Below are 15690 nucleotides of genomic sequence, written 5' to 3'. Positions count from 1 at the left end.
TGAAACGCATTGACAGGACGAAGCGGATGCGATGAGTGTGGCCCCTACCAGGGGGAGCTTCGCCCGAAGAAGCTGAGAGGTCACTGAAAGACTGCAAGGTCTGCGGTGTGACGACCCTGCCGGGTGCATTCTGCATCCGGGAAACCTGATCCGGTTAGAACCGGCGGAGGGAATGGTGTTGAGACACAACGAAACTGGCATAGCCGGTGTTCCGTGTTGTTACTCCCTCTGCCTCAGAGGGGGCGAACATGGGTGATATTCCACAAAACCTGAACCAGAAACCAGCGGTAGATCACGTGACGACAGGCCCGATCCAAGGGTCCTGCAAGAAATGGTCCGAAGCACCGGGGCGTCCGGATATCCTGGTTCCCTATCGCGAAATCGCGCTGCATCCGTCAGCCAATGAGGCGCCTGTCAGAGTTTATGACACGTCTGGTCCGTACACAGACACGTCTGTCACGATTGACGTGAAGAAGGGTCTGTCTGCTCCGCGGGCGGAATGGCTTGCAAAGCGGGGCTTCCAGCAGGTTCCAGCTCGTGCGGTCAAACCGGAAGACAATGGATTTGCCAGCGAAGCTCAGGCTGTTCCGGCCTGTCCTGCGGCACATGAGGTCTATTCCGGCGAGGGCGCGAAATTCGTCACCCAGTATGAATTTGCGCGGGCAGGGATCATCACGGAAGAGATGATCTATATTGCTCATCGCGAAAATGTCTGCCGTGCTGAGATGGCTGAAGGGGCAGAAGAACGCCTTGCCGATGGCGAGGATTTTGGGGCCTCTATTCCAGCTTTCATTACGCCTGAATTCGTGCGGGAAGAAGTTGCGCGGGGCCGGGCTGTTATCCCCGCCAATATCAACCATCCGGAACTTGAGCCGGTTATTATTGGCCGAAACTTCCTTGTGAAGGTGAACGCCAATATCGGCAATTCGGCGGTGACGTCGTCTGCCGCAGAAGAAGTCGAGAAGCTGGTCTGGTCCATCCGCTGGGGCGCGGACACGGTGATGGATCTCTCTACAGGGCGGAACATTCACAACATCCGTGACTGGATCATGCGGAACTCTCCAGTGCCGATCGGCACGGTGCCGCTGTATCAGGCGCTGGAGAAGGTGAATGGTGTTCCTGAGAAGCTGACGTGGGAAATTTTCCGCGACACGCTGATCGAGCAGGCCGAGCAGGGCGTGGATTATTTCACGATTCATGCCGGTGTCCGCCTTCAGCACATTCCGCTGACAGCAAAGCGTACGACGGGCATTGTCTCCCGTGGTGGCTCCATCATGGCGTCCTGGTGTCTGGCGCATCACCGCGAGAGTTTCCTCTACGAGCACTTCGAAGAGATCTGCGACATCATGCGCCGGTATGACATCACCTTCTCCTTGGGGGATGGCCTGCGTCCGGGGTCGATTGCCGATGCGAATGATGCGGCACAGTTTGCTGAACTGACGACGTTGGGTGAACTGACGAAGGTGGCCTGGGCAAAGGGCTGTCAGGTCATGATTGAAGGGCCGGGTCATGTGCCGATGCACAAGATCAAGGTCAACATGACCAAGCAGCTCAAGGAATGTGGGGAAGCGCCGTTCTACACGCTTGGTCCGCTAACGACCGACATTGCGCCGGGTTATGACCACATCACGTCCGGTATCGGGGCGGCCATGATTGGCTGGTTCGGGACGGCGATGCTCTGCTACGTGACGCCGAAGGAACATCTGGGTCTTCCGGACCGCTCAGACGTGAAAACGGGCGTTATAACCTACCGGATTGCTGCCCATGCGGCAGATCTGGCGAAGGGACATCCTGCGGCTCAGCTACGAGACGATGCGCTGTCCCGTGCACGGTTCGAGTTCCGGTGGGAAGATCAGTTCAATCTGGCGCTGGACCCGGATACGGCACGCAGCTTCCACGATGAAACGCTTCCGAAAGAGGCGCACAAGACGGCTCATTTCTGCTCAATGTGTGGTCCAAAGTTCTGCTCCATGAAAATCAGTCATGACATTCGCCGTGAGGCGGAACGTCAGGATGGTATGGCGCAGATGAGTGAGGTCTTTCAGGAACATGGGGCAAAACTCTACGTTCCAGAAAACGAAGTAGAAACGATCGCGGAATAACGCCCTTCGCGGAATGATTGAGGGTGATGGCCTTGCGTCCATAGGTCATCACCCTCATCATAGAGTGATGCCGCTTAAGGAAGACCTTCGCCCATTCCGAAAAACCCGCAAAGTCACGAAACTGGCGACCCGACTGGGCAATTCGGCTTCAAGCTGCGTGCTGCATGTCATGGTCAATGATCGTGCGGGCCTGGTTCGGGAAAGTGCGGCTTTTGTCGGCCTTCTTGAGAAGGTGTGGAAGGCGCGGGGTGTTGATGCTGACCAGGTCTGGGCAGAACTGAACGAAAGAATCCGCCTGGCGGAAGAACTTCGTGCTAATGGCATCCGTCCCCGTAAAGGCGGTCATTACCGTTCCACCAAACTGCCCTGAGCCATGCCCTCTCTTCCAGATCTGTCTCATATTTCGCCGGATGATCTGAGCCGGCTGGATATCGGCGTGCTGATCGTTATTGGTCTGTCTGCTCTGTGGGGACTCACGCGCGGTTTTACGACCGAGCTATCTGGGCTTGTTGCCTGGGCGTCTGCCGTCATTCTCACCTATCGGTTTCACGCTGCCCTTGTTCCGTGGATTTCTCCGTATCTGCATGAAAGCTGGTTGGCGGAGAGCGTAAGCGCGGCAGTCCTGTTTGTCGTCATTCTGCTAACTCTGACGACGATCGCCGGGCGTGTAGGAGCAGCGGTGAGGGGCACTCTTTTTGGCGGCGTAGATCGCATACTGGGCGCTATTTTCGGCATTCTGCGCGGATATGTGATGCTGATCGCACTTTATCTGCTGGCAGGGTCTTTTTTCGGCTCCTGGACCTCCTACCTGATGCAGGGAAGCTTCACCGGGCCATATATTGAAGCCGGAGCATCCCGACTTGCCGGTTATCTGCCACATTCATTGCAACCACATCTTGCATCGCCGCTCACAAGCGGTCATGACGCGTCGTTGTGAACCCAGTCCGGAAAGGCCGAACTGCATGACTGCCTCCGATACTCTCAACCGTCCTTACGAGGAATGTGGCGTTTTCGGCGTCTGGGGCGTGCCTGATGCGTCTGCCCTGACCGCTCTTGGACTCCATGCGCTTCAGCATCGTGGTCAGGAAGCTGCTGGAATCGTCAGTTTCGATAACGAACGGTTCCATCAGCACAAAGGTCTGGGGCTGGTCGGTGATGTCTTCGGAGACAGCCGTGTCATGGCGACGCTGCCGGGAAGCGTTGCAATCGGTCATAACCGATACGCCACCACAGGCGGAACGCATGTCCGGAATGTGCAGCCGCTGTATGCGGACTATGAGTTCGGTGGGTTGGCAGTCGCCCATAACGGGAACCTCACCAACTCCGCGACCCTGAAGCAGGCGTTGGTAAAGCGCGGATGTATCTTCCATTCTTCCACGGATACGGAAGTCTTCATTCACCTCATTGCCATCTCTCTGTACACCACAGTGCTCGATCGGTTCATTGATGCCGTCAAGCAGGTGAAGGGGGCATATTCCCTTATTACCCTGACGCCCGATGACGGCCTGATTGGCATGCGTGATCCATTGGGCGTACGTCCGCTGGTTCTGGGTCGGATGCCGGGTTACGAAGATTCGAATGGTGGCTGGGTTCTTTCCAGTGAGACCTGTGCGCTCGACATCATTGGTGCGGAATATGTTCGGGACATCGAGCCAGGCGAAATCGTAGTGATAAACTCTGAGGGGCTTCGGTCTCTTCGCCCGTTTGGCGATCAGGGTGGGCGCTTCTGCGTTTTTGAATACATCTACTTTGCACGGCCTGATTCAGTGCTTGAAGGCCAGCCTGTCTATGAAGCCCGCAAGCGCATCGGTGCGGAGCTGGCACGCGAGACGGCAGTCGAAGCGGACGTCGTCGTGCCAGTGCCGGACTCCGGCGTACCGTCTGCGATCGGATATGCGGCTGAAAGCGGCATCCCGTTTGAGCTGGGTATCATCCGCAATCATTACGTCGGCCGGACATTCATTGAGCCAACGGATCAGATCCGAAACCTTGGCGTGAAGATGAAGCACTCCGCCAATCGTCCGGTTCTGGCTGGACGTCGGGTCGTTCTGGTCGATGACTCGATTGTACGTGGAACGACGTCTCGCAAGATTGTGGATATGGTGCGCGCGGCCGGTGCGACGGAAGTGCACATGCGCATTACGTCCCCGCCAACGCGTCACCCTTGCTTCTATGGCATCGATACGCCCGAAGAGAGCAAACTAATGGCTGCGACGCACACAATGGAAGAAATGGCTTCCGTTATTGGTGTCGATAGTCTGGCGTTCATCAGCTTTGACGGCTTGTATCGGGCGCTCGGTCATGAAAGCCGTGCAGATGGGGCCGGTCGCTATTGTGATGCCTGCTTCACGGGCGATTATCCGATTGCACTCGTGGATAAAGAAGGAAATCTGGTTTCCTGAGTGATATTCGCTCTATTGCGACCATATAAAAAGCGCCTGCTCTCATGAGGGAGCAGGCGCTTTTTTTGTGCTCAGACAGATGCTTTCAGGAATACAGACCGTCAGGAATGTCTTCATGCGCTGAGGCAGGTCCGTTGATGTCGAGCGGCACGGCCATGACAGCCTCAAGGCCCGGGGAAAGCGGCGTATAGGTGAGGGTACCACCAAGGCTGCCGACGACAGCCTTCATCATGCGTGTCCCGAAACCGCTTCCGTTCAGATTGATGTCATGACGGCCCTGATCAGAAACAGTCAGCGTCAGACGGTCGCCAGTGACGGAAAGCGAGAGGTAAAGCGGACCGGCTTGGCCGCCGTAGGCATATTTGCTGGCATTGATGACCAGTTCCGTCAGCACCAGCCCTACATTGATGGCGCGGTCTGCCGAAATGGAGACGGGTGATAGAACCATGCGAAGTTGCGCCTGCCATTCCTCGCCAAGTGAAGAGCAGAGCTCTTCCATCAACTCTTCAAGGTAGCGGCTCAGATCAACCATGCCCATCTGATCGCCACGATACAGACGCCGATGAACCAGCCCGATGGCCGCAATTCGGTGCTGGGCTTCAGAAAGAGCTTCGGTGGTTTCTTCGTTCGTGGAAGTCCGGGCCTGAAGCTTCAGGAAAGATGCCACCATTTGCAGTGAATTCTGCACACGATGGTTTACTTCACGGATCAGGAAGTCTTTCTGTTGAATCAGGCTCTCACGTTCCTGAACTGTCGCCGTCAGGGTCGCATTCAGCTCGCGGAGTTGCTGGGTCTGATAATCGGCAATCAGGCTGCGGCGGAGACGACGGGCAGCCTGCTTCTGTTCTGTCGTCCATCGATGGGAATGGCCTAGAACGGTCTGCTCCCAAGACTCGAAAGATTTGCGGGGATGCAGAATCCCGTCGTGGTCAGGTGCTCCTTTGTGAGGATTGCCTGCCCACTCGATGACCTGAACGATCTCGACCCGGCTCCAGACAAGCGTCAGGGAAGTTCGGAAAGGAAGTGTGATGGCCAGAATTCCGGCAGAAGCCTCGGGCCACATCTCTGCGGGTGGGTAGTCCTTGCCCAGACACGAGCTACAGAAAATCCCGCCATTGCTGCCCAGACGGAGCCAGTCACGAATGGCGAGGAGATCCGAATGTTCAGGAACCTTGCCAGACGTTTTAATCTCTTTCTGATCAATGACTGCAAAGCCATCGCAGGGAAACAGGCTGTGTAACTCCGTGACGGATCGCTGCAGGTTGTCCTTTACGGACGCGGCAGGGTCGAAATGGGACGTCGCGAACTCAATGGCATTTCTCAGGCGCAAACGCTCCTGATACGTGATGAGTTCTTCCTTGTTCCGAAGCTGACGTGACATGACGCCAGCGAGCGTCCGGCATGCCGCTCTGATGTCTTCAGAGAGAATGCGGGGAGTGGCGTTGTGGCAAGTGATCATGCCCCACAGAATGCCGTCCACGACCAGGGAGATGGAGGCTGAGGCCGCCACGCCCATGTTCGACATATACTGCAAATGGACGGGCGAAATGCTGCGAAGCTGGACGTCACTCAGGTCGATACCCGAAACCCCTGCTTCAGCAGGGCGAATAGGGGCAGCCTCATAATGAATGTCTGGAATGACCCGGATACGGTTGCGCAGATAAAGCGCCCGCGCCTGCCGGGGAATATCGCTGGCTGGAAAATGATGATTCATGAGGGACGGGAAAGCGTCATTGCGCTTTTCGCCCATCACGCAGCCAGAACCGTCCTCCTGAAAGCGATAGACAAGAACGCGATCAAATTCGGTCAGCTTGGCGAAGATCTGCGCTCCGTGATGGCACACGGCAGCAATGTCCGGGCAACGCTCGAAACGATCAGCTGTGGCATCAATCTGGCTGAAGATTTCCCACGTCAGGAAATTACGACTGTCCAGAGGCTCCAGCTCTACCAGAAGGTGCTCGCCAGAGACGTGGAACTGGGCATTGAACGTCTCGTCCTGCAGGCCGGAGACCCGGGTATTATTCAGGGCCTTGCCGCCTGACTGTTTCAGCCCATCTGCTGGAATGTTCAGAAGATCAGGTAGGCTCTGGCCGAGCCAGTTCGAATTGAGGCGCGCTTCCAGATCGCCTGCGCCGGCAATAATCTGAAGAGTATCGGCCTTGGCAATCAGGAGAAGCCCGTAGGGCTGGATCGCATCCGGGCGATGGATCTGCTCACGATCGCAGGATGTGAGCAGGGCATCTGAAAGGGGCTGCCCCGACTGGAGAGAGATCTTCGACGATAAGGTCAAGGTCTGAAAATCCCTCTTGGCGGAAATGCAGAAAGTATCTGGTCTTGTCATCTAGGCAGGGGCTGCTCGAAAAGCAAACCCCTGTGAAAATACGACAATTCAACAGGAATATATCGTGAACCTTAAGGTTTTCTGCCCCCTGTTGTCAATTTGGCTTACTGCTGGATTGCGTCCTGCTGCATCCAGGATGCAACGTCCAGAGACAGAGCATGACGGCTGGCCGGGCGCGTATAGAGCATGTGGCCACCCTGATAGAGATGCAGGGAAACGCGGTCTGCTCCGACCGTCAGATGGTCCTTCATCCAGCGGGCTGTGCCGAATGGGCAGGCAAGATCGTAGTACCCGTTTGCAACGAACACACGCAGACCCGGATCAAGCGCCAGCAAACGGTTCAACACTGGAATCTGATGGACAGGAGCAGGACCGCCTTCGCTCCATTTCCAGCTTGAATTGACCTTGAAAGAGAGCAGGTCATAGGTCAGCGGAGTCTGGAAACCGAGGTCATTGGCGGCATAACCAGAGAACGCGTTGCCATAGGCCCGGCCAAAGCCGAACAGCGTTGGGTCAGGGCTCTCGTCCAGACCGTCTGCCGCAGGGTCGGCAATCGTCTGCGTAAAGTCATACAGGCCGTGAAGGCGACCGTTCTGGGACATGACGTCATGCGACCCGATCGCCGGAACACCATGCTGGCGCGTTACCACATCCTCTGGAAGGCCCGTACGGTGAGCGACTTCGGCGTAGAATGTCTTTCCGTCTTCGCCGCTCGGGATTTTGCCCGCAACCTTTGGAAGATAAGTGCCCATCGCCCATTCATATGCTGCATCAGCCGACTGCTGAGTGACGTTCGGGCTTTCATGTGCCGAAATCAGACTGGGGATCATGAGGGCAGCAGACAGAGGGTTCTCGTCCGTGTCCAGAAGCGGCATTTCGATGGCAGGAGACAGCATCACGACGCCATTCAACAGAATTCCCTGTTCCATCTGAAGCGCATTGGCGACCTGAATGGAGCGAATGCCACCATAGCTTTCACCCACTAGATAATGCGGGGAGGATTGGCGACTGTTCTTGGCTGTCCAGAGCTGGATAGCCTTGGCAAACGTGCTGGCATCCTGTTTGACGCCGTAGAACTGGTCTCCAGCCTTGGCGGTGTCGAGCGGGCGTGAATAGCCTGTCCCCACGGCATCGAAGAACACCATGTCCGTGAACGGAAGCCAGCTATCCGGATTGTCACCGAGCTTCGCGTGAGTGCCGTCGGTTGCATCCTTGGGAGGCATGGTCAGGGCGACCGGGCCTGCGGCACCAAGGTTCAGATAGGCTGTTGCGGCACCGGGGCCACCGTTGAAGAAATACGAGACAGGACGCTTGGCATCCGCGGCGCCGTCCTTGGTGTAGGACACGTAGAACATGCGCGCCGTCGGCTTCCCATCGGGGCCACGGAGGGTCAGGGTGCCAGCATGCGCGGTGTAGGCGATGCCATTCAGATGATGCTTCGTAACGGAGTCAGTGGGTAGGAGAGCAGCTTCACCGGGAAAGCTGTCTGAGGCCTTGGCTGCGTCAGCTTTGGGCGTGTCCTTCGGGGCATCTGCCGCCAGGGCAGGAAAGGCAGAAACGGGGGAAAGAAGGGACAGGGCAAGCAGCAGCGCGCGGCGGGACATCATCTGTCTGTCATCTCCAATGAGAATTGCAGGGTTGTTTCTGCCCTACCAGCACGGATGCTCGTCTGCCACCGGCCCCGCATGAAGTTTTCGTCATGCGGGGCCGGTATTGTCTTGTTACTGGCCCTGAGGCGCCTTGATGTTGGGAGACAGCATCAGCCGCGGATCGGCAACGCGGTCATAGTCATCGGCTGCCATGAAGCCCAGTTCCAGAGCGGCTTCCTTCGGGCTCAGGTTCTTCTCCATTGCATGATGAGCAACCTGTGCGGCCTTGTCGTATCCAATGGCGGGAGAAAGCGCCGTAACAAGCACAAGAGAGCGGTCCAGATCCTGCTTCAGTTTGTCTTCGTTAGCGCGAATGCCTTCGACAAGATGCTGACGGAAGTTCTCTGACCCGTCATGAAGAAGCGTGATGCCCTGCATGATGTTGTGGATCATGAGTGGCTTGTACACGTTCATGTCGATCATGCCGGATGCACCACCCAAGCCAACCGCCACATCATTGCTCATGACCTGAAGGGCGAGCATGGACAGGGCTTCAGCCTGTGTCGGGTTGATCTTGCCTGGCATGATGGAAGAGCCCGGCTCGTTTTCTGGCAGCAGCAGTTCGCCGAAACCGGCACGAGGGCCGCAGGCCAGCAGGCGGATGTCATTGGCGATTTTGAACAGGCTTCCCGCCGCAGTCCGCAGGCAACCCGACAGGTGGACAAGTGCATCGTGCGCGCCCTGAAGGGCGAATTTGTTTTTGCCAGCCGTGAAGCCTAGTTGCGTCAGATGCGCAATTTCTCCGCAGGCGCGGGTGTCAAATCCGGGGTCTGTATTCACGCCAGTGCCGAGTGCCGTTCCGCCGAGAGCCAACGGGAGGAGGCCATCACGGGCCGCTTCCAGGCGTGCAATATTGTCTGTCAGCATCCCGGCGTAGCCATGCCATTCCTGACCAAGCGTAATGGGAACAGCATCCTGAAGATGCGTGCGGCCGACCTTGACCAGATCCTTCCATTCTTCCGCTTTGGCAGCGATGGCATCCCTCAGTCTGGTGAGGGCAGGAATGAGATGGCGATGTACACCCAGAACAGCCGCAATGTGCATGGCCGTGGGGAAGTTGCAGTTGGTGGACTGCGCCATGTTGACGTGATCGTTCGGGTGTAACGGTGTTTTGCTACCCAGCGGCTGACCCGTGAGTTGGCTGGCCCGGTTTGCGATGACTTCATTGACGTTCATGTTGAACTGCGTGCCAGAGCCCGTCATCCAGACATGGAGCGGAAACATCCGGTCATGCTGCCCGGTCATGATCTCATCGCAGACGGTATGGATCAGATCCGCGCGATCCTGGGACAGGCGGCCACTGGCTGCATTGGCCGAGGCGCAGGCACGCTTCATGATCGCATAAGCCTCGATCATTTCCTGCGGCATCAGTTCGCGGCCGATGCTGAAATATTTCAGGGAGCGCTGTGTCTGAGCGCCCCACAGAACATCATCAGCAACTTCGATCTGGCCCATGCCATCGGTTTCAATACGGCTCATGCGGTCTGGAGCTTTCCTGCAGGACGGAGTTCATGCCTGCGCGGAAACTATCCCAGAAGGATCAGGGGGAAAACAGGGGAAGGGACGCAGATGAGGCTGGGCGCGTGAAAAACGTTCCCCAGCATTGTCGGACGCAGACGATCAGCAGATGGGCGCTTTTGCTTGAAGCACAGACAACTGCTGACTGAGATGTCGGCCTTTAACGGCCGAGCCAGCGATCCCCACCGAAGCGATTGTGGGAGAACAGAAAACCCGCGCAAAGACCTGCGGCCGCAAAGACGATCGTCCACAGGGAGATCGGGAGGAGCATGGTCGAAACGGCTGAAAGCAGAACCATCCCTGCGAAGGCACAGATGGCGGATTCGATCATCCGGGGCCCGAAATGACGTTCAGCACCGCAATTCGGACAGTGTTCTGCGGTCGACCGGATTTTTTGCCGGCAGACCGGACAGATTGTGACGGCTGTGGAAAGGGGTTCCATCATTGGCCGTGATTCTCCTCATGTTCACCGACGGCGATCCGCGCTTCCACAGCCAGGCGCCATTGCGCATCAGCCGGGGCGGCCGCCAGGGCACGGCGATACAGATCAAGACTGCTCGCGGAAATGTGCCCGTCCTTCTGGGTCTGGAGTTCTGCGAGCTGGATTGCAAGCTCTGGAGTGAAATGAATGTCCAGAGCGGACTTCCAGTCAGCGATGGCTTCTGAGGTCAGGCCAGCGCGCGCCTCGATCTGACCCAGCAGGACATGACCTGTCTCGTAAGTCGGATTGTCCTTTGGAATCGTGGCGACCTGCGCCTGAAGCTTCTGGATCATGACCATGGCTTTAGCGTCTGGCTTGACCTGACGGGCGCTTAGAGGCTGTGGCGGCAGGGACGGGTGCCCGTTCACGATATACAGCGCAAATGCGGCAACCGGGATGCCAAGACCAACGGCCAGAAGGGGGAGAAAACGCTTCGAACGGGCCGTTGCATCTTTCAGGTCTGGTGTGGCGGAAGATTCGTCGGCAGCCAGAAGCCTCCGCTGGATTTCGATGCGGGCTGCCCCGTACTCGTCGCCGTTGACGAGGCCCAGATCCCGGTCCCGGTCGAGTTCGGCGAGCTGGCCGCGATAGAGCGTCAAAGCAGAGTCCCGCGCGTCCACGCGGCGGCGGAGGCGGCGGAGGCCATAAAGGGCCGGTAGCAGCGTGATAGCTGCAACACTCAGGATTCCCAACCAGAACAAGACTTTACTCCCGGCCCGACAGGGCATCCAGGCGTGCACACTCATCATCTGAGAGCGGCACAGGTGTAACGATGCGACGTCTCGTCGCACGCCACGCAATAACAAGACCGGCCACCAGGGCCAGAGCAGGCATCAGCCAGAGCAGGGCTGTTGACCATGAAAACTGGGGAGCCAGACGGATGAATTCGCCATAGCGATCTCCCATCCAGTCCATGATCTGCTGGTCAGACTTCCCCGCCGCGACCTGCTCGCGAACAACTTTGCGCAGATCGCGGGCCAGCGGTGCACTGCTGTCTTCGATGCTCTCATTCTGACAGACGAGGCAGCGGAGGTGAGCACCGATGGCTTCCGCCCGCTTTTCCTGCACTGGATTGGGGAGCATTTCTGACGGGTCATCAACTGCGAGAGCGATGCCGCCTCCCGCCAGTGCCACAGCAACCAGCAGGGCAGACAGACGTTTCATCATAGTCCTGCAAGCCTTGGCCGGATTTCCGCGTCATAGATTTGCGGATCGAGAGCGGCACTGCCATGCCAGAGAATCCGGCCGCCGGGGGCGACAAGAAAGCTTTCGGGAACGCCCGTTACACCCCAGTCGATCGCGACGCGGCCATGTCTGTCAGAAGCCACGCGGGCATAAGGCGTGCCATCACGCTGAACAAAGGCGCTCGCGTTTTCCGGCTTGTCTTCATACGCGATGCCCCAGATGGGCATATTGCGGGAAATGGATCGTAGGCCAGGCATTTCCTGAACGCAGGGAATGCACCAGGACGCAAAGAAATTTACCAGAACCGGGCGTGTTTCAGCCTTCAGCTCCTTATCCGTAAATCCGTCACCCAGCCCGGGCAGACCTGGCATGGCGAATTCAGGAATAGGGCGGCCGACATTCGGGTTTTTGATGGCCCGCGGGTCAAAGCCGCCGCTTTCCATTCCTTGCAGCATTTTCCAGAACCCGACGCCCAGAACGCCAGCGCCAACAATCGGAAGGGCCGTCAGGAGGCCGCGTCGTGTTGCATTCATGCGTGTCTCTCCTCAGGCTTTGGCCATGGTCCGTGCGGCAGACCGCTTCGGTGCGCCAACGCGCAGACGACGATCCGAGAGCGAGAACGCTCCGCCGATGGCCATAACAAGCCCGCCAAGCCACATCCACGGGGCAAGCGGGTTCTTGTGCAGACGTAGCACATAGGTCGCATCGGCGCCCGTTCCGTGCCGGTCTCCCACGACGCCATAAAGATCCGTGATGAAGTTCGTATGGATCGCGACTTCCGTTGTGGTCTGGTTCTGTGTGGTGAAGTCCCGCTTTTCCGGATGCAGCATCGTGATCAGTTTGCCGTTGTGGCGTACGGCAATATCTGCCTGCATCGCGCGGTAATTCGGTCCGGCATAGTCATGAACGTTGATGAGCGTCCAGTCATCACCGGCGAGACTGCGGGTCTCGCCAACGTGGATCTCTACGATCGCATGCTGGGCACCAGACATTCCACACAGACCCAGCACGGTAATGCCCGCACCGATATGTGCCAGCGCTGCTCCCCAGCTTGAGCGGGGAAGGCTTTTGGCGCGCGCCAGCATCTCGCTGCGGCTGGAATGACCAAGGCCAATGCGGCGCAGAACATCCGTAACGGAGGCCGCCATGACCCAGATCGCCAGTGCGCCACAGGCGATAGGCAATGCTCCAGAGAACTTCCAGAAACACAGGACCAGGCCGATAGCTCCGAGAATGGCCGCGACAAACAGGTGGGAGAATGTTCGTGCCAGTTGCGCCCGCTTCCATGGCAGCGCTGTTCCGACGCCCATGGCCAAAAGGAGGGGAATTGTGAGTGGGATGGTTGCCGCATCGAAAAAGGGCTTGCCCACTGAAATGGTGCGCCCCGCCAGAAGCTGCATGAATGGCGGGTACATTGTGCCTGTCACAACAACCGCACAGATCGAGCACAGCAGGATATTGTTCAGAACGAGCGAGCCTTCTCGCGAGACGGGCGAGAACAGGCCGCCAGATGTCAAAGACGGTGCGCGCCATGCAAAGAGTGCGAGCGAACCGCCAATGACCAAAGCCAGAAGTGCCAGAATGAACACGCCACGGGCCGGATCATTCGCGAAGGCATGGACAGAATTCAGGATACCTGAACGGACGAGGAATGTGCCGGACAGGGAAAATGAGAATGTCGCAATAGCCAGCAGAACCGTCCAGATTTTCAGGCCCTCGCGCTTTTCTACGACGATGGCGGAATGAACGAGTGCGGTTCCGGTCAGCCACGGAATGAGCGAAGCGTTCTCAACCGGGTCCCAGAACCAGTAGCCGCCCCAACCCAGCACATAATAAGACCACCAGGACCCAAGAGCGATGCCGCAGGTCAGGAAGCACCAGGCCGCTACGGCCCAAGGTCGAACCCAGCGGCCCCAAGCGGCATCCACCCGGCCTTCAAGCAAAGCAGCAACGGCAAACGCAAATGGGACGGCAAAGCCAACATAGCCCGTGTAGAGAATGGGCGGATGGAAGGCGAGGCCCGGGTCCTGAAGCAGCGGGTTCATGCCCTGACCATCCATGGGAGCCGGAAAAACGCGGTCGAATGGGTCGGAGGTCAGGAGGCAGAACAGCTGGAACCCGGCTGAAACACCGCCAAGAATGGCCAGAACGCGGCCACGGAGAATGTCCGGGAGATTGCGTCCAAAGGTCGATACGGCTGCGCCGCAGACGCCGAGGATCAGCGTCCAGAGCAGGACGGACCCTTCATGGTTCCCCCAGACACCCGTGATTTTATACAGCAGCGGTTTGGAGGCAGCGGAGTTTGCCGCGACGTTCTGGACGGAGAAATCATCCCGAACGGCGCACATGATCAGGCTGAAGAAAGAGATGGCCAGAGCGAAAAGCTGTGAAACCGCGAAAAATGGCGCCATGGCGACAAGGCGGGCATTGCGCTTGTGAGCGCCCCAGAGGGGAACGACAAACTGAATGAGTGCGAGAACGCAGGCGAGGGCCAGGGCAAAATGGCCCTGTTCTGGTCCAAACATTATGGCGTTCAGCCTCCGGTTTTCTTGGCTGTCATGGTGTCCCAGCTTGCCGCGTCAGGGGCTTTACCAAAACGAGGGTCCCACTTGCCGGTACGCTTCAGTTCTTCGGCCACTTCTTTGGGCATGTAAGTCTCGTCATGCTTGGCAAGCACTTCACTGGCCGTGAAACCACCATCCTTCTGCACCGTGCCGAGTGCCACTACGCTCTGGCCTTCGCGGAAAAGGTCAGGAAGGATGCCGGTGTAGTGAACTTCGACTGAAGCCTGACCATCCGTCACGTTGAAGGAGTTTACCGGGGCATCGTGTTCCGTGATGCGGTGCAGTGAGCCTGCAACAACCATTCCGCCCAAGCGGATCGTGCGATCAGGCGCCGGGGGGTGCGCCTTGACCTGAGACGGGGCCATGAAGAATACGATGTTGGAAGAGAAGGCCCTCAGCGTCAGGGCTGCCGCGGAGCTGATGCAGGCGAGGCAGGCGATGACAATCCACAGCCGACGTGTCTTGCGGGTCATGATGCAGAGCTTTCACGGTGGCGGAGCTGGCTTTCGACAGCCGCCAGCCGGGCTTTGGCACGGCGCAGACGCAAAGCCGCGCCGATACCGAGAACCAGCGAGCAGCCGATGGTGAGACCATAAGCTGCGGCGATATAGGGCCAGTGATTGGGAAGGTGCATCATGCTGCGGACCTGTCCGGACGGTTGAGCCTGGAGCGTGCCATCAGCTGACGCGCGCGGCTCTCGTGGATTGCGGCACTCAGCCGGGCGAAAATGACAGCGGCGACACCAAGAGTGAAGCCGATGGTCGTGATGAGGAGCGGCCAGAGCATCGTCATGGACATGGTCGGTGCACCAGTCAGCGTGATGCTGTCCGGCTGATGCAGCGTATTCCACCATTGGACGCTGAACTTGATGATCGGCAGATCGATGGCGCCGGCCAGTGCCAGAATGGCAGCAGCGCGTTGTCCCCGGGCGGGTTCATCAAAGGCCCGGATCAGGGCGATGTGCCCCAGGTACAGGAAAAACAGCACCAGAACGGAGGTCAGGCGCGCGTCCCATACCCACCAGGTGCCCCACATCGGCTGTCCCCAGAGGGAGCCTGTAATGAGGCAAAGAGCGGCTGCGCAGGCCCCGACCGGGCCAATTTCGATGGCGGCGAGATCCGCCAGCGGATGCCGCCACACGAGGGAGAGAAGCCCGCAGACTGCGAGACCGAGGTAGCAGGAGGAGGCAAGCCAGGCCATTGGGACATGCACATACATGATCCGGACCGTCTCGCCCTGTTGCCAGTCAGCGGGGGCGAAAAAGAGACCCCAGACAATGCCGACGGTCAGGAAGATGATCGCACCTGTGGATAGCCACGGCTGAAGCGCACGGGCCAGACGCAGGAATTGCCCCGGATTGGCATAACGATGGAGCAGGTTGGGCGTAGGGCGCACGGGAACTCTCAACTCGGAGAAATATTTCTACTTGAAATAGTCCGAACCCCACG

General features: G+C 58.2%; 15 protein-coding genes and 1 riboswitch. Of the genes, 4 read left to right on the top strand and 11 right to left on the bottom strand.

Annotated elements, in window-relative coordinates; genetic code table 11:
• Window positions 1-40: 40 nt before the first annotated feature.
• A riboswitch (TPP riboswitch) is annotated at window positions 41-190 on the top strand.
• Window positions 191-248: 58 nt separating this feature from the next.
• The 4 genes from thiC (at window position 249) to purF (ending at window position 4504) form a co-directional block, all read left to right on the top strand.
• On the top strand, window positions 249-2102 hold the full coding sequence (thiC, locus tag KP708_RS07600; RefSeq protein WP_237389820.1) for a phosphomethylpyrimidine synthase ThiC: 1854 nt from the start codon (window positions 249-251) through the stop codon (window positions 2100-2102).
• A gap of 67 nt (window positions 2103-2169) precedes the next feature.
• Window positions 2170-2472 carry a hypothetical protein gene (locus KP708_RS07595; protein ID WP_237389821.1) on the top strand — a complete coding sequence of 101 codons (303 nt, stop codon included), beginning with the start codon at window positions 2170-2172 and terminating at the stop codon, window positions 2470-2472.
• Window positions 2473-2475: 3 nt separating this feature from the next.
• Window positions 2476-3039 carry a CvpA family protein gene (locus KP708_RS07590; RefSeq protein WP_215749076.1) on the top strand — a complete coding sequence of 188 codons (564 nt, stop codon included), beginning with the start codon at window positions 2476-2478 and terminating at the stop codon, window positions 3037-3039.
• 25 nt (window positions 3040-3064) lie between these two features.
• Window positions 3065-4504 carry an amidophosphoribosyltransferase gene (gene purF, locus KP708_RS07585; protein WP_202206389.1) on the top strand — a complete coding sequence of 480 codons (1440 nt, stop codon included), beginning with the start codon at window positions 3065-3067 and terminating at the stop codon, window positions 4502-4504.
• 85 nt (window positions 4505-4589) lie between these two features.
• Here purF and KP708_RS07580 read toward each other — a convergent pair whose 3' ends face one another.
• The 11 genes from KP708_RS07580 to ccmC all read right to left on the bottom strand — a co-directional run bounded on the left by KP708_RS07580 (window position 4590) and on the right by ccmC (window position 15637).
• Window positions 4590-6794, bottom strand: coding sequence for a histidine kinase dimerization/phosphoacceptor domain -containing protein (locus KP708_RS07580; protein WP_215749074.1), 2205 nt, complete (start codon window positions 6792-6794; stop codon window positions 4590-4592).
• Window positions 6795-6949: 155 nt separating this feature from the next.
• Window positions 6950-8452, bottom strand: a complete 1503-nt coding sequence (locus KP708_RS07575) for a S10 family peptidase (RefSeq protein ID WP_215749072.1) — start codon at window positions 8450-8452, stop codon at window positions 6950-6952.
• Between the two features lie 114 nt (window positions 8453-8566).
• A complete protein-coding gene (locus KP708_RS07570; protein ID WP_215749070.1) occupies window positions 8567-9973 on the bottom strand; it encodes a lyase family protein in 1407 nt (468 codons plus the stop codon).
• 199 nt (window positions 9974-10172) lie between these two features.
• Window positions 10173-10457: a hypothetical protein gene (locus KP708_RS07565; RefSeq protein WP_046899971.1), complete on the bottom strand. Its 285-nt coding sequence runs from the start codon at window positions 10455-10457 to the stop codon at window positions 10173-10175.
• A complete protein-coding gene (gene ccmI / locus KP708_RS07560; RefSeq protein ID WP_086634377.1) occupies window positions 10454-11194 on the bottom strand; it encodes a c-type cytochrome biogenesis protein CcmI in 741 nt (246 codons plus the stop codon). The genes KP708_RS07565 and ccmI overlap by 4 nt, the downstream gene beginning before the upstream one ends.
• Before the next feature lie 4 nt (window positions 11195-11198).
• Window positions 11199-11657: a cytochrome c-type biogenesis protein gene (locus KP708_RS07555; protein ID WP_215749440.1), complete on the bottom strand. Its 459-nt coding sequence runs from the start codon at window positions 11655-11657 to the stop codon at window positions 11199-11201.
• Window positions 11657-12211 carry a DsbE family thiol:disulfide interchange protein gene (locus KP708_RS07550; RefSeq protein ID WP_046899968.1) on the bottom strand — a complete coding sequence of 185 codons (555 nt, stop codon included), beginning with the start codon at window positions 12209-12211 and terminating at the stop codon, window positions 11657-11659. The genes KP708_RS07555 and KP708_RS07550 overlap by 1 nt, the downstream gene beginning before the upstream one ends.
• A gap of 12 nt (window positions 12212-12223) precedes the next feature.
• Window positions 12224-14203 carry a heme lyase CcmF/NrfE family subunit gene (locus KP708_RS07545; RefSeq protein ID WP_215749069.1) on the bottom strand — a complete coding sequence of 660 codons (1980 nt, stop codon included), beginning with the start codon at window positions 14201-14203 and terminating at the stop codon, window positions 12224-12226.
• 8 nt (window positions 14204-14211) lie between these two features.
• Window positions 14212-14715 (bottom strand): cytochrome c maturation protein CcmE, encoded by a 504-nt coding sequence (gene ccmE / locus KP708_RS07540; RefSeq protein WP_064273832.1) that lies wholly within the window; start codon window positions 14713-14715, stop codon window positions 14212-14214.
• The gene (locus KP708_RS07535) at window positions 14712-14879 is read right to left on the bottom strand and encodes a heme exporter protein CcmD (protein WP_143412318.1); all 168 of its coding nucleotides are present in this window, start codon (window positions 14877-14879) and stop codon (window positions 14712-14714) included. The genes ccmE and KP708_RS07535 overlap by 4 nt, the downstream gene beginning before the upstream one ends.
• Window positions 14876-15637, bottom strand: a complete 762-nt coding sequence (gene ccmC, locus KP708_RS07530; protein WP_086634380.1) for a heme ABC transporter permease CcmC — start codon at window positions 15635-15637, stop codon at window positions 14876-14878. The genes KP708_RS07535 and ccmC overlap by 4 nt, the downstream gene beginning before the upstream one ends.
• Window positions 15638-15690: the final 53 nt, after the last annotated feature.

Origin of the sequence: Gluconobacter sp. P5H9_a (assembly GCF_018812085.1) — a bacterium.
Classification (GTDB): Bacteria; Pseudomonadota; Alphaproteobacteria; order Acetobacterales; family Acetobacteraceae; genus Gluconobacter.
Note: the sequence above shows the minus strand (reverse complement) of the source record. Positions and strands in the feature narration are given on the sequence as shown.